This is a genomic window from Nocardia sp. NPDC006982 (assembly GCF_042869435.1).
Classification (GTDB): Bacteria; Actinomycetota; Actinomycetes; order Mycobacteriales; family Mycobacteriaceae; genus Nocardia.
Map to the genome: position 1 here is coordinate 699213 of NZ_JBIAFV010000004.1, position 19382 is coordinate 718594.

The 19382-nt window shown below is 68.1% G+C and carries 14 protein-coding genes and 1 pseudogene; 8 read left to right on the plus strand and 7 right to left on the minus strand.

Features of this window, described 5'->3' with window-relative positions; genetic code table 11:
- Positions 1–78: 78 nt before the first annotated feature.
- Both ACFYOW_RS20220 and ACFYOW_RS20225 read right to left on the minus strand, forming a co-directional pair.
- Positions 79–537: a MarR family winged helix-turn-helix transcriptional regulator gene (locus ACFYOW_RS20220; RefSeq protein WP_387289931.1), complete on the minus strand. Its 459-nt coding sequence runs from the start codon at positions 535–537 to the stop codon at positions 79–81.
- Entirely contained in the window at positions 530–988 is a 459-nt protein-coding gene (locus ACFYOW_RS20225) for an EVE domain-containing protein (RefSeq protein ID WP_387289932.1), read from the minus strand. Before ACFYOW_RS20225 ends, ACFYOW_RS20220 begins: the two co-directional genes overlap by 8 nt.
- A gap of 117 nt (positions 989–1105) precedes the next feature.
- Here ACFYOW_RS20225 and ACFYOW_RS20230 point away from each other — a divergent pair, with 117 nt between their 5' ends.
- Positions 1106–1336, plus strand: coding sequence for a mycoredoxin (locus ACFYOW_RS20230; protein ID WP_040694747.1), 231 nt, complete (start codon positions 1106–1108; stop codon positions 1334–1336).
- 61 nt (positions 1337–1397) lie between these two features.
- Here the strand turns inward: ACFYOW_RS20230 and nudC are convergent, their stop codons facing one another.
- The 4 genes from nudC to ACFYOW_RS20250 all read right to left on the minus strand — a co-directional run bounded on the left by nudC (position 1398) and on the right by ACFYOW_RS20250 (position 11666).
- Positions 1398–2300, minus strand: coding sequence for an NAD(+) diphosphatase (nudC, locus tag ACFYOW_RS20235; protein ID WP_387289933.1), 903 nt, complete (start codon positions 2298–2300; stop codon positions 1398–1400).
- Positions 2301–2323: 23 nt separating this feature from the next.
- The gene (locus ACFYOW_RS20240) at positions 2324–3379 is read right to left on the minus strand and encodes a potassium channel family protein (protein WP_387289934.1); all 1056 of its coding nucleotides are present in this window, start codon (positions 3377–3379) and stop codon (positions 2324–2326) included.
- A gap of 135 nt (positions 3380–3514) precedes the next feature.
- Positions 3515–7567: a UvrD-helicase domain-containing protein gene (locus tag ACFYOW_RS20245; protein WP_387289935.1), complete on the minus strand. Its 4053-nt coding sequence runs from the start codon at positions 7565–7567 to the stop codon at positions 3515–3517.
- Between the two features lie 73 nt (positions 7568–7640).
- Positions 7641–11666 (minus strand): PD-(D/E)XK nuclease family protein, encoded by a 4026-nt coding sequence (locus ACFYOW_RS20250; RefSeq protein WP_387289937.1) that lies wholly within the window; start codon positions 11664–11666, stop codon positions 7641–7643.
- Between the two features lie 84 nt (positions 11667–11750).
- On the opposite strand from ACFYOW_RS20250, the gene ACFYOW_RS20255 reads away from it, so the two are divergent.
- The 4 genes from ACFYOW_RS20255 (at position 11751) to ACFYOW_RS20270 (ending at position 15498) form a co-directional block, all read left to right on the plus strand.
- Positions 11751–12536, plus strand: a complete 786-nt coding sequence (locus ACFYOW_RS20255) for an alpha/beta fold hydrolase (RefSeq protein ID WP_387289938.1) — start codon at positions 11751–11753, stop codon at positions 12534–12536.
- Between the two features lie 4 nt (positions 12537–12540).
- Entirely contained in the window at positions 12541–12837 is a 297-nt protein-coding gene (locus ACFYOW_RS20260) for an MGMT family protein (RefSeq protein ID WP_357478911.1), read from the plus strand.
- Between the two features lie 39 nt (positions 12838–12876).
- Positions 12877–13617, plus strand: a complete 741-nt coding sequence (locus ACFYOW_RS20265; RefSeq protein WP_387289941.1) for a VOC family protein — start codon at positions 12877–12879, stop codon at positions 13615–13617.
- A 96-nt stretch (positions 13618–13713) separates the two neighbouring features.
- Entirely contained in the window at positions 13714–15498 is a 1785-nt protein-coding gene (locus ACFYOW_RS20270; protein ID WP_387289942.1) for an NTP transferase domain-containing protein, read from the plus strand.
- Between the two features lie 459 nt (positions 15499–15957).
- Here ACFYOW_RS20270 and ACFYOW_RS20275 read toward each other — a convergent pair.
- Positions 15958–16224, minus strand: a pseudogene (locus ACFYOW_RS20275) (hypothetical protein); the annotation flags it as partial.
- Between the two features lie 229 nt (positions 16225–16453).
- Here ACFYOW_RS20275 and mtnA point away from each other — a divergent pair.
- From mtnA to mtnC, 3 genes are read left to right on the plus strand one after another with little or no spacing between them, the layout of a single operon-like run.
- Positions 16454–18121: an S-methyl-5-thioribose-1-phosphate isomerase gene (gene mtnA / locus ACFYOW_RS20280; RefSeq protein WP_387289943.1), complete on the plus strand. Its 1668-nt coding sequence runs from the start codon at positions 16454–16456 to the stop codon at positions 18119–18121.
- Positions 18118–18693, plus strand: a complete 576-nt coding sequence (locus ACFYOW_RS20285) for an acireductone dioxygenase (RefSeq protein ID WP_387289945.1) — start codon at positions 18118–18120, stop codon at positions 18691–18693. The genes mtnA and ACFYOW_RS20285 overlap by 4 nt, the downstream gene beginning before the upstream one ends.
- Positions 18690–19373, plus strand: a complete 684-nt coding sequence (gene mtnC / locus ACFYOW_RS20290; RefSeq protein WP_387289947.1) for an acireductone synthase — start codon at positions 18690–18692, stop codon at positions 19371–19373. The genes ACFYOW_RS20285 and mtnC overlap by 4 nt, the downstream gene beginning before the upstream one ends.
- Positions 19374–19382: the final 9 nt, after the last annotated feature.

Here is a 19382-nt window from a genome sequence, read left to right on the forward strand (position 1 = left end):
CAGTGCCCGCCGACAAGTCGTGCCACAAGGGACCCGGTCCGGATCGGATTCCGCGGTTTCGCAGGCTCACTCGCGCGACTAGCGATCGCGTAGGCGCCGCAGTGCACCCGCGAACGCGCTCGTATCGCCGTCGAGCGGGCCGAAGAATTCGTGATCGCAGTTCTCGACCGCGACAATCGCCCGATTCGCCAGCGCCACACCAGCTTCGGTGGGTGCGAGAGCCTTGGCCCTGCGGTCGTGTGGATGGTCGCGGCGCTCCAGCAGTCCCTTCTGCTCGAGTGCGCGCACCACCTGAGAGGTCATCATCGGGTCGGTTGCGGCGTGGGCGGCCAGATCGCGTTGCATGACCGGTTCGTCGCGCCCGGCGGCGAGGTAGGTCAGCGCGGCCAGGAGAACGAACTGCACATGGGTGAGATCGAAGGGGGCGAGGGCCGCGCGCTGAGCGGCCTGCCAGCGGTTGGTCACTTGCCAGAGCAAGAGGCCGGGACTTTCGTCCGCCTCGGCGAATCGGCTGCGCAGGCCGCGAACCTCAGTCATCTGCCTCCTTATCACTGATCATCGCCTGTTCGATTACCGCGAAATCGTGCGCGGTCAGTTCGACCAGTCCACGGCGCAGCACCATGCCCCAATTCGGCGTGCTCGTGAGATCCAGTTCACCGCGAAGTTCGTCGACGGGGATCTCATGGGCATCGGTGCGGTAGTGCACGGCGCGCCGCCACGGCTGGAAGCAGCCGCCATCCTGCGGATCCGCCTGCCAGACCGGCCGGTCCTCGATGGTGCCGATGGCGGTGAAGGACCTTATCGGCGCACCGCTGCGCATGCCTTCACGCGGCGAGTAATAGAGGAATCCGTCGCCGGGACGCATGCGCTCGAGTGACGTCCGCTTGCCGTGGTTGACCTGGGCGATCCCCAGTTCGACACCGCGGCGGACATGTTCCCGGGAGACCACTCCCAGCCAGTACTTGGTGGTCGTTGCAGTAGCAGTCATGGATTTAGTATGCGCGCATACTAAATCCATCGCAAGCCTGGATTCGGAGTTCGGTGGAACAGGATCGGGCCGTCAAATGTTGAACGGTCCGTGACTGACGTGACCCCCGCCTTGACGATGTACTCCACCACCTGGTGCGGCTACTGCCGACGGCTGAAGAAGCAGTTGGACGAGTCCGGTATCAGCTATGTCGAGATCGATATCGAAGAGGATCCCGCATCGGCCGAGTTCGTCGGCAGTGTGAACGGCGGCAACCATGTGGTGCCGACGGTGAAGTTCGCGGACGGGTCCACGGCGACGAATCCGTCGCTGGCCGCGGTCAAGCAGACATTGGCGGCGCTGGCCTGATCAGACTGCAATTGATCCGTGCGGACCGATCGGCCCGCACGGAACTTTTGCGTGTCTTCGATCAGAGCGCGGCCCAGGACTCCACGATGGTGCGCGCGATGGAGATCGAACCCGGCAGCAGTAGCCGCGCACCCTGGTTCTGGGCGGACCAGTCACCGACAGCCAGCGCTTCGCGCACCTCGGCCCGGGTGAACCAGTAGGCCTCGGCGATCTCGCCATCGGAAAAGGTCAGCGGCTGATCGGGATCCGCGATGGCGGCGAAGCCGAGCATCAGCGAGCGCGGGAACGGCCACGGCTGACTGCCGAGGTAGCGGATATCGCGCACGTCGAGCCCGACCTCCTCGCGCATTTCGCGCTCGACGCACCGCTCCAGCGACTCTCCCGCCTCTACGAATCCGGCAAGCAGGGAGAACAGCGTCTTCGGCCAGGTGTGCTGGCGGGCCAGCAGGACCCGGTCGCCGCCGTCGTGGATCAGGCAGATGACGGCCGGGTCGATCCGGGGGAACTCCTCGTGGCCGTTCTCGGTGACCCGCGACCAGCCGCCCTTGGTCGCGATGGACGCGGTGCCGTCGGCGGCATTGAATCCGGCCTTGTCATGCCAGTTCAGCAGGGCCATGGCGGAGGTGAGCAGGTCGGCGGTGAGATCGTCGAGACCGCCTGCCATCGCGCGCAGATCGGTCAGCGTGCCCTGCAGATCGGCATCACGCACAGCCCACACATGCTTGCCGCCATGGATGCCGAGGAAGACCGCGGCCGGACTCGGCTCCGCGGACAGCTCGATTGCCGGTTCCAGCACCAGCGCACCGTCGTCGAAGCGGAACTGCCCGCGCTTATTGATACGGAGCAACTCGGCCTCGGCCCAGCCCTCCTTCAGCGATTGTTCGTCGGCCCGGATCTCCTCGGCCCGGTCGAGCACTGAACGCGAAAGCAGTGGAACACTATTGAGCTGAAATCCAGAGGCCACGGTTCGAGACTATCGCGCCGGTATTACCGGCCTGCGTGCCGGATGTAGAGCAGCTTGTCGGTAGCTTCCAGCGCGTCCACCTCGGCCTCACCCACCCGGATCAGCTCGCCGCCGCGCACCACGCCGAGCACGATATCGCCGAGATGGCGCGGGGAGCCGCCCACCTCGGACGGTTCCACATCGCGTTCGGCGACCGCGAAGCCCTGTTCGGGGGTCAGCAAGTCCTCGATCATCTCCACGACGGTCGGGGTGGTGGTGGCGATGCCGAGCAACCGGCCCGCCGTTTCGGAGGAGACCACCACCGAATCCGCGCCGGACTGTCGCAGCAGGTGGGTGTTCTCGGCCTCTCGGATGGCGACCACGATCTTGGCGTTTTTATTGAGTTCGCGCGCCGTGAGACTCACCAGGACGGCGGTGTCGTCGCGGTTGGCGGCGACCACGACCGATGCGGCCCGCTGCACGCCGGCCAGCCGCAGCACATCGGACTGGGTGGCCGAACCGTGCACCGTCACCAGGCCCGCATTCGCCGCGGCTTCCAGCGCGAGGGCATCGGTATCGACCACGACGATATCGGCGGGCTGTACGCCGTCGCCGAGCATGGCATCGATCGCGGTGCGGCCCTTCGTCCCATACCCGACGACCACGGTGTGATTACGCACGCTGCGCCTCCAACGCTGAATCTTGAATGCCTGCCTGGAGCGCTCGGTGAGCACGCCGATGGTGGTACCGACGAGCACGATGAGGAAGAGCACGCGTAGCGGGGTGATGATGACGATATTGGCCAGCCTGGCCTCGGGGGTCACCGGCGCGATATCGCCGTAGCCGGTGGTCGACAGCGATACCGTCGCGTAGTAGAAGGCGTCGAGGAACGACAGCTCGTCACCGGAATTGTCGTGGTACCCATCGCGTCCGAAGTACACCACCAGCGCCGCGGTGAACAGCAGGCCGATCGCGAAGAGCACCCGGCGCACCAGCGAAGCCCCTGGGCTGGTCTGGATTTCGGGGATGCGCAGCACCCCGACCAGCGCGAAATCCGGACGACTGGACAGTCCGACACTGCGTGCGCGATCACCGAACACCGGACGCACCCGCCTCTGTGCTCGCCACGGCGTTGGCCGTCTCCGGCGTTGCTTGTCCCTCCGGCACGCACGGCAGCCTACCGGGTCCCGTCGGCGACGCTTGGCGCCGACGCGAACGGTTGGTGAATCTCTGGATCATTCCGGGGGCGTCGGCGCCGCATTCCGGATCAGTTCGGCCAGTTCGCCCGGGCCGGGGAGTTCGACCGGGGCGATGGTGCGTCCGGTGCGCACGTAATGGAATGCGGCGCCGATACGTTCGAGCATTTCCGCCTCGGTGCCGTGATCGCGCGCCGCCATCAACCTGGCCCAGGCCAATCGGTAGACGGCCAGCTGCATGGCGACCGCGGGCTCGTCGCCGGCTGCGGGTTCGGCGCCGGTTTTCCAGTCGACCACGATCCAGCCGCCGCCGGGCTCGGCGAAAACCGCGTCCATCCGGCCGCGGATCACCGTGCCCGCGATGGAGGTTTCGAAGGGGATCTCCACCTCGAGCGGGCTGCGATGAGCCCACGGCGAGTTGAGGAAGGACTCCTGCATGGTGACCAGCTCGGTGTCCAGGCCCGCGTCGGCGGCAGTGTTGTCGGCGGCGCCGGGCAGTTCGTCGAAGCCGAGCAGGCGGTCAGCGGCGAACCAGCGCTGCACCCAGGCGTGGAAGGCGGTGCCGCGGCGGGCCAGTGGATTCGGCGGGAACGGCAGTGGGCGGCGCAGGCGGGCGGCGAGTTTGGCTGGGTCGGCGCGCATTTCGACGAGGGCGGTTGCGGCGATCTGACCGGGGAGTTCGACTTCCTGGGCGATGGCTTGGTCGGCTTCGAATTCGGCGAGGAGGGCGTCGACGTCGGCGGACCAGCCGTCGGGGTCGTCGGGGCCGGGGGCGGTGGAATGGGTGCGGGGCGGTGTGGGGTCGGAGGTGGATGGGGCGAATTCGTCTGGGGGTGGTTCGAATTCGTCGAAGGGCGCGAAGTCGTCGAAGGGCGGCGCGACGTCATCGAAAGGCGGCGCGAGGTCGTCGAGGGGAGGCGCGAGGTCGTTGAGGGGAGGTTCGAACTCGTCGGGACGAGGTTCGAAGTCGCTGGGAGGCGGCTCGAATTCGTCGGGATCCGGTTCGAACTCGGGTGGGGACAGCTGAGATTCGTCTTGGCCGTGCGCTCCAGGGGCGCTCGCGGGCGGTTCGTACGAGTCGTAGAACGCTGCGGGCGCATCGGGAAAGTCGGGTGGGGGAACGTCGGCATACGGATCGACCGACAGTGCGGACGGGGCGGGATCGTCGGCGCGAGCGGCCGTTGTTGTCGGGGCGGCAAAGTTGTCGGTGGCAGGGTCTACAGTCGGTGCCATGTCGATGTCATGGGGCGCGCGGTCCGCGAAATCGACTGAGGCAGTTGCTTTGTCACCGGCCCAAGGTCGGGCCGGAGGGTTGGTGACGCCTACCGGTTGCGCCGCGAGTTCGGCCAGGGCGGCGCGGACCAGGGACGCACCCTGTTCAATCGGGTCGCGGCGGTTGCCAAGGGGGTCACGGGGCCATTCGGCGGTTGCGGGGTTATCGGTGAAGGGGTTGACGGCGTCGACGTCGGGGGCATCGTCCCAGCGGTCGATGGTGATCGCGCCATTGGCCGGGCTGTCGGGGGCCTCGCCGGCGTGTTTGAGTTCCAGCAGGAAATCCGATGGCCCCTTCGGGGATGTGCCGGTTTCGGCCCAGTGGTGGGCGGAGACGAACAGGACGCGTTCGGTTCTGGTGAGGGCTACATAGAACAGGCGGCGGTCCTCGTCGACGCGGCGGCGGTCCAGGGATTCCTTGTGGGACTTGATCGCTCGTTCCAGGTCCGCTCGGTCGTAGAGGTCGGAGAGGTCGAGGACGGGGACGCCCTCGGCGGCATCGTCCTGTCTGCGGTCACCGCGCAGGGAGGTGGGGAGTTCGGCGAGTGCGCCGAGCCAGGTGCCCGAGGCCGCGCCGGAGGGGAAGACGCCGCGGGTCACGTGCGGCACCGCGACGATCTCCCATTCCAGGCCCTTGGCCGCGTGCACGGTCAGCACCTGGACGCGGTCCCGCGCGACCTCGACTTCGCCCGGCTCCAGGCCGTTCTCGACGGATTCGGCGGCGGCGAAGAACGCGAGCAGGCCGCCGAGCGAGGCGCCGGAATCGCTGGCATAGCCGGCGACCACTTCTGCGAAGGCGTCCAGATGTTCACGTCCAGCACCTGCGCCGAGCATGGCACGGCGGGCTTGGGTTTCCACGCCTACGCCGATGGTGCGTTCCACGTCCGCCACCAGTTCGGCGAGCGGTTGACCGCTGCGCTCACGCAATGCGGCGAGTTCGCGGCCCAATGCGACGATGCGTTCGAATCCGGACTCCGAATACTGTTCCAGCGGGCCGGGATCGGCGATCGCATCAGCCAGCCCGGCCTGTTCGGCCGGTTCGGGCGCCACCTCGCGCAATGCCTCGGCCAGTGCGGTCGAATCGGTGATTTCATCGACTTCATTGCCGTGCAGACGGCTGATCGACAGATCCCTGGCGCGCCGGGCGAGCGCGGCGAGGTCCGCGACGCCGATGCGCCAGCGGGCACCGGTAAGTATGCGCATGGCTGCGCTGCCCGCGCCGGGTTCGGCGACGAGCCGCAGCGTCGCGACGATATCGGCGACCTCCGGGGTGGCGAGCAGGCCGCCGAGGCCGACGATTTCCACCGGAAGTCCTTGTTCGCGTAGGGCTTCCGCGAGCGGGGCGGCATCGGCATTGCGTCGTACGAGTACGGCCGAGGTCGGCGGCGGCTCCCCTGCTTCGCGTTTGGCCGCCCATTCCGTGGCGATCCGGGCGGCCACCCAATTCCGTTCGTCGGCAACGGTTTCGGTGAGTGCCAGCGCGACAACCCCCGGTTCGGCATCGGGTTTCGCGCGCAATGCGTCGACGGTTACCCCGCCGCTGTCGATGGCATTGCGGCGCAATGGTTCGGCGACCAGGTTCGCTAGGGCAAGCGCCTCCGGTGGGTTCCGCCAGCTGGTCAGCAGTGGCAGGATCGGCGCGGGAATGCCTGGGGCGCTGGGGAAATCGGTGGCAAACCTGGGCAGGTTGGCGGCGGATGCGCCGCGCCAGCCGTAGATCGATTGCATCGGGTCACCGACCGCGGTCACCGCCAAACGCTGTTCGCGACGGCTGGTTGCGCCATGCTCGGCATCCGACTGATGCCCCCGCGCCGCATCGCCATGGGGAGCACGTGAATCCGCAGCATCCTCGCTCGACTTCGGATTATCGGCGGGTTTTCGTGCGCGCTCGGCGTGCGGCTGCGGGGACACGCCGCCGAACAGTGAAGCCAGCAGGATCCGTTGGGCGTGACCAGTGTCCTGGTATTCGTCGAGCAGGACCAGGCGGAAGCGGGCACGTTCGGCGGCGGCGACCTCGGGATGTTCAGCGGCGAGACGGGCGGCCAGCGACATCTGGGCGCCGAAATCCAGTGCGCCGCGGCGGCGTAAGGCCTCGGCAAGCTGTTTGACCAGGGGCAGCAAGGCGACACGTTCGCGCTGCACCTGGACGATGTTCTGCAGAGCCTGACTCGGTCCGCCGCGTTGGCGCGGACCGGCGGGCAGGGTATGGACCAGTTTTTCGAGTTCGATGTGGGCCTCGGCGAGTTGTTCGGGTTCCACCAGATGTTCGGCGAGCTGGCCGGACAGCGCGAGCACCGCCTCGGTCACCGAGACCGGGGTGCGATCGGTATCGAGGTCACCGTCCCAGTTGCGGACCACCTGGTGAGCGAGCTGCCAGAGCTGGGTTTCGGTCAGCAGCGTCGCGGCGGGTTCCACGGGCAGCAGCAGGCCGTGCTGGGTGAGTAGGCGGCCCGCGTAGGAGTGGTAGGTGCTGATCTCGGGTTCGGCGCCGGAGAGTTGGGTGCGCAGCTCACCGCCGGTATCGAGGTCGCGCAGCAGCGGTGAACCGGCCAGCCGGGCCAGCCGGGTGCGGATGCGGGAGGTCAACTGCTGGGCGGCTTTTCGGGTGAAGGTCAGGCCGAGAACCTCGTCGGGCAGGACGAGACGATTCGCGACCATCCACACCACCCGGGCGGCCATGGTCTCGGTTTTGCCCGCGCCCGCACCGGCCACGACCAGCATCGGTCCCGGTGGTGCCGCGATCACCGCGGCCTGCTCCTCGGTGGGTGGTGGCAGGCCGAGCGCCTCCGCGAGCCGGTTCGGCGATACGGCACCGCTCATGCCTGCGCCTCACTGGCGCTCGGCTCCGGCATGCGCGGTGCGCGCTGGCACACGGTTCGCTCACTGCGTTCGCTCACTCGTCGGTCACCTGCCTTCCGGTGTCCTGGACGGGGCAGCTGCCAGCGACCGAACAGTGCCTGCAGCCATCGTTGCGCATGGCGAGGTAGCTCGGGCCCTGGGTTGCGGCCGCGGCATCATGAATCGTGCCACGCCATTTGTCGAGTGCCTCGGCGTCGAGCGCGGGCTGCATGCGCTGAGTGGCGCCTTCTTTGCTGCTCGGCTTGGCGACATAGACCAGTCGCGCGCCGCCGGGTTCGGCTGAGCGGGATTCGCCTGTGGCGGGGTCGACATCGTCCACGGTGATGTCGAGCGCGCCCGCAGCGGCCGCCACCTGATAGGTGGCGAGCTGGGCGTGGTCGACGGCGGCCTGCTTGGTGACCGGCGACTTCCCGGTCTTCACATCGACGATGACGAACCGGCCGAAGGCATCGCGCTCCAGTCGGTCGACCCGGCCGCGAATCCGCACGGCGGGTTCGTCTTCCGTGCGCGGGGGCAGTACACAGTCGACCGGGACCTCCACACCGGCCTGGGTCAGCTCACCGCGGGTATTTTGCACCCAGGCCATGAAGGTCTCCAGCATGGTCTCGGTGCGGCGCAGTTCCTGACGGGAATGCCAGCCGGTGCCGGGATCGATGGCCTGCCATGCCTTATCCAGCGCGGCGCGGACCTGCGATTCGGGCACCTTGCCCGCCAGTGCCTGGACGAGGGTGTGCACCAGATTGCCCTTGACGGCGTGGGGGTTGTCGCCGTCGGTGCCCCCGTGACGTTCCAGCGCCCAGCGCAACGGGCAGGTGCGCAGTAGCTCGACGGTGGACGGAGACAGGGCAACCGCGGTCTCGTCGTCATCCCAGAGGGAACGCGTCGAGCTGAGATCGGCTGTGCCATACCACTCGTCGGGATGTGTACCTGGGACGCCGGCGTGGGCCAGCCGGGCGAGTTCGTGGGCAGCGCGACGTCTGCGCTCCGGTTCGGCCTCGGCATCGCAGACGACACCGCGCAATTCGGCGACCAGCGCATGCATGACGAGGGCGCGGCCCGGGTCTGCGACCGGGAGCGCGCCGGGTTCGCTGTCGTCGTCGTGGCCGAGGAGTTCGGCGAGGAATCGTGACGGTACGAGATCGCGTTCGCCCGATACCGATTCCACCGCGGTGACCAGCAGCGAGCGCCGCGCCCGGCTGCACGCGACCAGCAGCAGTCTGCGTTCCTCGGCCATGATCGGGGCCGCGCGGCTCACCACCGCACCCGCGTCGACGATGCCCGCGGTGAGGTCGACCAGGTCCTCGGTCTGCAGCAGGGTGCCGCGCGGACGCGGATTGGGCCAAATGCCTTCCTGCACAGCGGCAACCGCGACCACATCCCACTCCCGGCCCGCGGACGCGTGCGCGCTGAGCAGCGCGACGGCCTCCCCTGCCGCGGTCAGTGATCTGGTGTCGTGCGGAATCTCCTGCTGCACAAGGAATTCGACAAAGCCCTCGATGCTCGCGCGGGGCAGCCGATCCACGTAAGCGGCTGCGGCATCGAATAACCCGACAGCCGCATCGAGATCGCGATCGGCCTGCATACCCGCCGCGCCACCACGTTCGGACTGCGCCACCCACCGGCGCTCCAACCGCGACCCGGTCCACAGGGCCCACAGCACATCCTCGAGACCGGCGCCGCGCCGCCGGGTCTTTATGGCCCGGTCGAGCGCGTCGAACACCCGCTTCAGCGGTGCCGCCTCGACATCGGTGAGCCGCTCCATAATTCGACGATCCGCGCGGCCGATCAGCAGGTCACGCAGCACCTCCGCGGAGGATTTGTCGACATAGGCGCGCCATGGGGAATCGCTGTCGTCCGGTGCGGGTGCCGACGGGTCCCCTTCCGGATCGCCGCTGCTCGGTTCGGAAGTATCCGTGCTCGTCCCGTGTTCGGTTCGCAGCAAGTTCCGCTCGGCCTCGCCCGCGCCGCGCTCGACGCCTTCCGAACGCCGCCCGGTCTCATCGGCGTCCGACTCGGCACCATCCACACTCCGCCGCGCCTCGTCGGCGGCCGGCTCCGAGGCATTTGTGCCCTGTTCGGCCTGGTCTGTGCCCCGTTCAGTGTCACCGACGCTTCGCGCGGCGTCGTCATCCGCGCCCCCTTCAGCGCCATCTGCGCGTTGAGGCGTCGCACCACCGTGTTCAGGGTCATCGGAATCGTCGACTTCCGGTTCGGGCTGATCGCTCTGCCATTCCAAATCTCGGCGACTGAACTCCGGCTCGATGCCGTACCAATCGGCATCGTCGGTGATCCGCTCGACTTGGCTGATATTCCGTTCGGCCGTCGTGACATTGCGTTCGGAGCTGTCCGCCCCGGACTCGAAGCCTTCGTCTTCCGGCGGGAACGCCTCCTCATCCGAAGGGAAACCGGCCCAATCAGGTTCAACACCCGACACGGAACCAGCAAGTTCCCGTGCGGCCTTGATTTCGCTGCGTGCGGACTCCAGCACACTGCGGCGAATACCGCGACGCAACCGGCGCAGAGTGATCTGATCGGCGCCGCCGAGCGGTCCGGCAAGCAGATCCAATGCGTCTTCGGCCGAGAACATTGCCTCGGCCGAACGTCGACGCCCGCGCCGCTGCGCATCCTCGGCGAGCACCGCACGCAGTGCGAGCAGCATCCAGGCCGCGCCCCGCCGACGGGCCAATGGTGCGTCGAGTGCGGGCTGTTGAACGGGCACTCCGGCCGCCAATAGGGCACGGCGCAGCGGAGCCAGTGACAACGGCACCGAGCGGACGATCACCGCCATGCGCGACCACGGCACACCATCGGTGAGGTGGGCGCGGCGCAAATGGTCGGCGATCAGGGCCGCTTCCTTCGCCGGGGTGGCCAGTACCCGCACGCGCACCTCGGTGTCGTCGGCCTTCGGTGCCGTCGTGTGCTCGGGTGCCGAAAAGCGTTGTGGCGCACTGCCGGGCAACTTGGCCGCGATCCGCGCGACCGCCAGTTCCACCGCGCCGCCCGATCGGTGGTTGTCCCGCAGGATGATTCGCTGTCCATCCGGCGCGGCGAGTTCGGCGACGAAGCGCGAATCCGCACCGCGGAAGGCGAATACACCCTGATCCGGATCGCCCGCCACGACGGCCGTATGCGCGGCCGTACCCATCACTCGCACCAGCAGCGCGGCCTGCGGATCCAGATGCTGGGCATCGTCGACCAGCAAGTATCGGATCCGATTCCGTTCCGCGGCAAGCAGATCGGCGTCGCCGGCCAGCGCGTCCAGCGCGGCTCCGACGAGTTCGGCCGCATCCAGCGCGGGCGCGGTCGCCTCGGGCGCTTCCACCCCGACCGACCAGCGCAATAACATCGACCGCTCGTAGCGGACCGCGAACTTGCCCGCCGCCACCCACTCCGGCCGACCCTGCTCGCGGCCGAGCCGCACCAGATCCTCGGGTCCGAGGCCGCGTTCGGTGGCCCGCAGCATGAGATCGCGCAACTGCTCGGCGAATCCGCCGAGGCCGAGCGCTGGTCGCAGCCGTTCCGGCCACAGACCGCTCGCCCCGGCCGCGATATCGATCAGATCGCCGCGCAGCATTTCACGCAGCACGGCATCCTGCTCGGCACCGGTCAGCAAACGCGGCGGCGGATTGCCGTGTGCGCTCGCATGTCTGCGCAGCACCGAGAACGCGTAGGAATGCAGTGTGCGCACCAGCGGTTCCCTGGTGGCGCCGGGCACCCCGCCCTCGGCGGCGTCGGGATCGGTCAGCCGGGCGGTTATGGCGTCGCGCAGCGTGCTCGCCGCCTGCTTCGAATGGGTCAGTACCAGCACCGATTCCGGATCGGCCCCCGCGGCGATGCGCTCGGCGGCCAGATCGATCAGCAGTGCGGTCTTGCCGGTTCCCGGCCCGCCGAGCGCCTGCCACGGCCGCCAGTCCGGCCGGATCGGGCCGACCGTCGCCGCGGCATCGAACAGCGCGCGGACATCGGCACCCCAGGTCCGAGCCGGGGGTGCCGACACATTCCGGCGAACAAGTCGCACCGCGCTATCCGATCGCACCACGCGAGCTATTGCAACAGACACCTCCGACACGCCACGCGGGCGATTCACCGATCGGTGAGGTCCGACACACGCCTGGATCTGCGACGGATTTCCAGATGCGTCAATATGAGACCTGTGTCGCCTCTCCATGTGTATCGATTCGGCCCCGCCGACGGGCCGAAAGTCCTGGCCCTGCACGGTGTCACCGGCCACGGCAAACGCTGGGAGGAACTGGCCACCCGACATCTGCCCGAGGTCCGGCTCATCGCCCCCGACCTGCGCGGACACGGTCGCTCGACCTCGTTGCCGCCGTGGAACTTCGAGACCATCGTCGATGATCTGGTCGAATTGCTCACCGCGGAAAGCGACGAACCGGTGGTCATCGTCGCACACTCCTTCGGCGGTGCCTGTGCGCTGCACCTGGTGCATCGGCATCCGCACCTGGTGCGCAAGCTGATCCTGCTCGATTCGGCGATCGCGCTGGAGCCCGAGCGCCTGATGGATATCGCGCTGTCCAGCCTGGCCTCACCGGACTACGACACCGTCGAGCACGCCCGCCAGGACAAAATCGCGACCGGCTGGGGTGAGGTGGAGCCGCGCCTGCTCGATGCCGAACTCACCGAACATCTGATGCCCACCGCCGACGGCCGGGTCGGCTGGCGGATCAGTCTGCCCGCCGTCAACTCCTACTGGGGTCAGCTGGCCCGGCACTACGTGCTGCCGCCCGTCGACCTGCCGACGATCCTGGTGCAGGCCATGAAGGTAGTGCCACCCTTCGTCACCCCGGAGTTCCGGGCCGCCCTCACCGCGCACCTGGGCGAGAATCTGACCGTGCTCGAATGGGACTGCGACCATATGGTCGCCCAGGCCCGGCCCGCCGAAACCGCGGCGCTGATCCGATCGGTGCTGTAGTCGGATGGCCACCACCGATGCCGAGGTCGAGCGGGTGCGCGCGCTGGTCGCGACCGTGCCCGCGGGCCGCGTCGTCACCTACGGCGATATCGCCGCGGCGGCCGGATTGTCCACCCCGCGCACGGTCGGCTGGATCATGCGCACCGACTCCGCGGATCTGCCATGGCATCGGGTAATCGGCGCGGGCGGTAAGCCCGCCGCGCATCTGGCCGATCGTCAATTGCGCCTACTGGCCGCCGAGGGCGTACCGATCCGCGACGGCCGAGTCGACCTGCGCGCCGCGCGTTTTCCGCTCCCGTAAACGGCCCCGCCGCCGTCGATCGGCGGTTAACGTTGAAGCATGTCCACCCGCCTGGCGTGTGTCGTCTTCGATGCCGACCGGCCCCGGTTCGTCGCGGATTTCTGGGCCGAGTTGCTCGGCTGGACGGTGACGATCGATCGTTCCGACCAGGTCGATGTGGCGGCCCCCGATCCGGACGGCCACGATCTGGCCCTGACCTTCCTTCCCGAGGCGCGCGCCAAGGACTGTAAGAACCGGATGCATCTCGATCTGGCCAGTCGCTCGCTCGATCATCAGCGGGCACAGGTGGACCGCGCACTGGCGCTGGGCGCCCGGCACGTCGATATCGGCCAGGGCACGGTGCCGTGGGTGGTGCTCGCCGATCCGGAGGGCAACGAGTTCTGCGTCCTGGAGCCGCGCGAGGAGTACGTGGATACCGGAGCGGTCGCCGCCATCGTGATCGATACGCACGATCCGGCGCGGCTGGCCGAGTTCTGGTCCACCGCCTCCGGCTGGCCGATCGCCTACGGCGGCGCGCGGGTGGCCGGGCTCCGCGCGGCGACGGGGCTCGGAGCCTGGTTGGAGTTCGTCCAGACGCCGGATGTGAAGAGCGGTCGCAATCGACTGCGTCTGGACCTGGTGTCCTTTCCCGCCGACGATCCGGCCGCCGAGGTGGCTCGACTGCGCGCGGCGGGCGCAACCCAGGTCGATGCCGACGGCACGCCCGGGGTGGTGCTCGCCGATCCGGAGACGAACGAGTTCTGCCTGCACCGACCGGCGCCGGACTATACGACGGTCTAGGCCTGCGACCACTGGAACCAGACCGCCCTCCCCGGATCTGTACAGCCGACGAATTAGCATGTCGGCCATGCCCTCTCTCGCGCCAGGCGCTGACCGGTGACCACCGCCGACGCGATCGTGCTCGCGGGCGGACGCGCCAGCCGCATGGGGGGCGTCGACAAGCCCGCCATCATCATCGGCGGTCGATCCATGCTCGATGCGGCCCTGGCCGCGGTGGCGCCGTGTGCGCGGACCGTGGTGGTCGGACCGCATCGGGCCGAATTGGACGTGCGAATCGTGCAGGTGCGCGAGGTGCCGCCGGGTTCGGGTCCGGTCGCCGCGGTGGGGGCCGGATTGCGCGCGCTCGGCCCGACCGCCGCGCCGCTGGTGGTGGTGCTCGCGGCGGATCTGCCGTTCCTGTCGCAGACGACGGTGACGGAGCTGATCCGGCGCGGCACCGAATCCGGTGCGGACGTGGTCTTCGCAGCCGACGAGTCCGGTCGGCCGCAGTATCTGATCGGCGTGTGGCGACGGACGGCGCTGGCGGAGGCGCTGGCGCGGCTGGATTCGCTGATCAATCAGCCGATGAAGGCGCTGATCCCGGCCGATACGATCACCGTCGCCATGCCCGGTATCGCCGATTGCGATACCGAAGAGCAGGTGCGAAGCGCCAGGATGGCCTGGGACGCCGGTACCGTCGGTGCGCCGCGTTCCGCACCGGCGGCCGCGGTTTCCACAACGCCGCTGCCACTCGATGAGGCACGGGACATCCTGCGTACCAACATCTCTCGACTTACCGAGTACCGGGCCGAACTGGCTTCCGTGCGCGGTGCGACCCTCGCCGCGCCGCTGACGGCCGTCGCAGCACTGCCGCGCTTCGATGTCTCCGCCATGGACGGATACGCGGTCGCCGGTGACGGACCATGGCGTCTGCGGCGCGATATCGGGTTCGCGGGCGGGCGGCGGCCGGTCGGGCTGCTCCCCGGTGAGGCGGTGCGGATCGCCACCGGCGCACATGTGCCGGACGGCACCACGCGGGTGCTCCGTGACGAATACGCGCGGATCGAAAACGATGGAATGCTTTACCAGCACGAGGATTCCCCGCTGCGCAACGATATTCGCCGTCGCGGCGAGGACCGGGCACCGGGCGATCTCGTTGCGCCCGAGGGCACACCGGTCACGGCCGGGCTGATCTCCGCCGCGGCCAGTGTGGAGGTGACCGAGGCGATGGTGCGCGGCCCGGTGCGGGCCCGCATCATCATGACCGGTGACGAGATCCGCAGCACCGGCCCGCTGCAGACCGGTCAGACCCGCGACTCGATCGGACCGATTCTGCCGGATGTGCTGTCCTGGTATGGAATTCGCGCGGTCGACCGGGTACACCTGCGCGATACCCCGCGCGGCTTCGACGAGGTGCTCGGCGCGGTGGACGATTGCGATCTGCTGGTTATCGTCGGCGCGACCGGTGGCGGCGCGGCGGACCAACTGCGTGGGGCGATCGCGCGTGCCGAAGCTCGAATCCTGGTGCACCGATTGAAATTGCGCCCGGGCGGCTCCACTGTAGTCGCCGAATTATCGAGCGGTACAACCGTTCTCGGCCTACCAGGAAATCCATTCGCGGCCGTGGCCATACTGATGGCGCTGTCCCCCGCGGTCGTCGAGGGCCGAACCGGCAGCCATCCGCTGCGACCGCTGATCGGGCCACTGCGCAATGCGAGCGCGATCTCCGGACCCGCTACCCGCATCGTCCCGGCCCGGCTCGCCCCATACGGCGGTTGGCTCGGCGATCCGCAGATCCGTACCACCCATCTGGGCGGCCTCGTCGACCGTGACGGCCTGGTCATCGTCCCCGCCGAGGCCACCGACGACGACCTCGTCGAATTCCTCCCGCTCCGGGTGTAAATAATCGATATTCTTCTTCCGCTGATGATGTCCGCTCGCTATTGTGTGTTGGTTAGGCGAATACAACATCACTTCGGAAAGGACCGAGTGGAGATGGCTGAAAAGTCGAAGAAAGCGCCTAAGAAAATGCCCAAGCAGATGGAACGGCAGCAGCAACAGCAGCGCCAGGACCAGGGCATGAACCGATCCGGATCGATGAGCGATCGCGACCGTGACGAGCAGCGGCGGGAGCCGAGCTCGGAACGGCGAGGCGCTGAGCAGCGCCGACCCGGACAGCACTGATCTGAAACGGGCCGCCGGTTCCTCACGTGAGCCGGCGGCCCGCTTGTGCGCAGCTCGGTTCGTTGCGCCCGGTCTCCGGGTTCGCAGGCCGTTGGGAAACTATTCACGGCAATACATTCCAGCCGATCATTCATAAAGCTTGACGCGCCCTTTCGAACGGGTCACACACGGTTCGAATTACACCGCCGATGGCCACGCCCGGCGAGTTACCTTTTGCCGCAGAAAATTCTGCGTGCGCATAGAAGCGAGTCGAACGGCGACTCCCGTGCACAAGCAATCATTTCGACTCGTCCGTTGCCGAACTGCTTCCAGGAGGTTGCGTGTGTAGTCGGCCCGGGGGAATGCGAATACCTCGGCGACGGGTCCGGTTTCGACGACGGCACCCGCGCGTAGGACCACGACTCGGTCGGCCACCTGCTGGACCACCGCGAGGTCGTGACTGATGCACGGCTGGGCCAGGCCCCCGGTAATGGCCTGCCCGCCAAGGATTTCGACGGCATCGCCACCGTTGGAACGCTGCGCGATCAACTCGCCGCCGCCTGTGGAACGCGAGGTGGAGTTCGTCGCGGAATGAGCCAGGTGCACCTGCGGTGCGGATTTCCGGCGACACCGCCCGTCCGATACCGTTGACCAGGGACAACACCCCGCTCTGCCCGACCGAAGGATGCACCTGATGAACGACAGTTCCCTGATCTGGGACGACGGTGCGCTGGTCACCATCGACCAGCGCGAACTGCCGCACGAGGTGCGCGAGTTGCGGCTCAGCACGGTCGACCAGGTGATCGACGCCATCAAAACGCTGGCCATCCGCGGCGCGCCCGCGATCGGCATCGCCGGTGCGTTCGGCGTGGTCATCGCCACCGCCGCGCACACCACCGACGGTGTCGTGGACGTGGCGCAAGCCGAGGCGGATGCCCAGCGGATCGCGGACGCCCGGCCCACCGCGGTCAATCTGGCCTGGGCGGTGCGGCGGGTGCTGACCAAGGTGCCGCTCGGCGCGGATGCGGTACTCGCCGAAACCCTGGCCATGCTGGCCGAGGACGGCCGGGTCAACCGGACCGCCGCGACCCATGCCGCCGATCTCGTGCAGCGGCTCTGCCCGGACCGGCCGCTGCGGGTGCTCACGCACTGCAATACCGGGCGGCTGGCGACCAGCGCCTTCGGCACCGCGATCGGGGCGATGCGAGTGCTGTCGGAGCGCGGCGCGATCGAGAATGTCCTGGTCGACGAGACCCGGCCGCTATTGCAGGGCGCCCGGCTGACGGCCTGGGAACTGGCCGAGGCGGGCATACCCCATCGGCTCACCATCGATTCCGCCGCCGCGTGGGCGATGGCGACAGGTCAGGTGGACTGTGTGCTGGTCGGCGCCGACCGGGTGACCGCCAATGGCGATGTCGCGAACAAGATCGGCACCTATGGCCTCGCCATCGCAGCCCATCACCACGGCATTCCGTTCATCGTGGTGGCGCCGGAGTCGACGCGTGATCCGAAGATGGCGACCGGTGCGGATATCGTCGTCGAACAGCGGGCCGCCGCCGAGGTGACCGGATTCGGCGGTGTCACAACGGCTCCCGTCGATACCGAGGCTTTCAATCCGGCCTTCGATGTGACGCCCGCGGAGTTGGTGACAGCGGTCGTCACCGAACTGGGTGTCGTATACGGCGCGAATGCCGAAGGTGCGGCCATCGCCGATATCGCACGCGAGTTGTACGGGCGGGGCTGGATGCCGGGCACGGCGGGCAATATCTCGGTGCGCACCGGCGCTACCGCGGTGATCACCGGCAGCGGTTTGTCCAAGGGCGAACTGACCGACGCGGATATGGTGACCGTCCGCATCGCCGACTCCACGCCGACACCGGATCAGCGGCGAAAGCCCTCGGCGGAGACCACAATTCACACGGCGGTGTACCGAACCACCGGTGCCGCAGCCGTTGTCCACATTCATCCGCCCTACGCGACGGCCGCCGCGACCCGCTCCGGGTCCCCCGACGCATTGACCACCCTGCGGATCACCGACTACGAACTCATCAAAGGTCTGGTGGCCAAGGAGCCGGACGGCGCCTATCCGACCGTCCTCGACCTGCCCGTCTTCCCGAATTGGCCCGACGTCGCGCGCATCGGCGCGGATATCGAGGCCTACCTGCTCGAAAATCCCACCGCCGCACCGGTATTGGCCATCGTGGGACATGGGATCACGACATGGGGAGACAATCTTTCCCAGGCACGCGACCGCGCCGAATGCCTCGAAGCCCTGTGTGAGCTGGTGTCCCGCACCGGGCGTCGGCAGGCCTTCACCACGCGCAATCCGAACGAGATCCTCGAGATTGGACTGACATCATGACGCTGTTGCAGGTTATGGCCGCCGACGATGCCGACAAGGTACTGCTGCGCACCACCGACGATGCGGTGATCGGCACCGAATTGGCAGCCCGCGGTATAACTTTCGACCGCTGGCCGGTGCTGGACAATGCCACCGAGACCGCCTCGGACGAACTGCTCGCCGAATACGACGACCGCGTGGCCGAACTCAATGCCTCCGGGCGCTACAAGCATATCGATATCGCCCGCATCCATCCCGACGACGCGAATCCGGAGTGGCCGCAGATCGCCGAGGGCGCGCGCGAGAAGTTCCTGAACGAGCATCGGCACGCCGAGGACGAGGTGCGGTTCTTCGCGGCCGGCCGCGGCTGCTTCTATCTGCATCTGGGTGACGAGGTCGTGGCGGCGGTATGCGAAGGTGGGGACCTGCTTTCGGTCCCCGCGGGCACACTGCACTGGTTCGATATGGGCACCCGCCCCGACTTCATCGCCATCCGCTTCTTCGAAGAGGCCGACGGCTGGGTCGGCGATTTCACCGGTGACCCCATCAGTGCGGGCTTCCCGACCCTCGATCAGCTGCTGACCGCCCCGTGATCGCCACCGTAGTCATCGATATCGAGGGCACGACCAGCCCGACCAGTTCGGTACGCGAGGATCTCTACGGCTACACCCGCGCCCGCCTGCCCGAATGGCTGGCCGAAAACCGCACGGCCGCGGCCGCTCCCATTATCGTGGCCACCCGCGAACTCGCCGACCGCCCCGATGCCGACACCGACGAGATCGCCGCGATCCTGCGCGACTGGCTCGGCTCCGATGTCAAGGCCGAACCGCTCAAGGCCGCACAGGGCATCATCTGCGCCGAGGGCTTCCGCAACGGCGCACTACACGGGGAGTTCTTCCCGGACGTCCCGCCCGCCCTCGCCGCCTGGCACGCCGCTGGTCTGCGGCTCTATGTCTACTCCTCGGGATCGGTACGCAACCAACAGGATTGGTTCACCTTCGCCCGCGGCGGCGAGTTGGCCGCACTGATCAGCGGCTACTTCGACCTGTCCAGCGCGGGCCCGAAACGCGAACCCGCCTCCTACGAAAAGATCGCGAGCGCCATCGGCACCCCCGCCGATCGCATCCTGTTCCTGTCCGACCATCCCGACGAACTCGATGCCGCCGTCACCGCGGGCTGGTCGGTGGCCGGTGTCCACCGTCCCGGTGAACCGAATCCCCCACGTCCCCCGCATCCCTGGATCTCCTCGTTCGCGGAACTGAGCCTGCCCTGAGCTACCGCG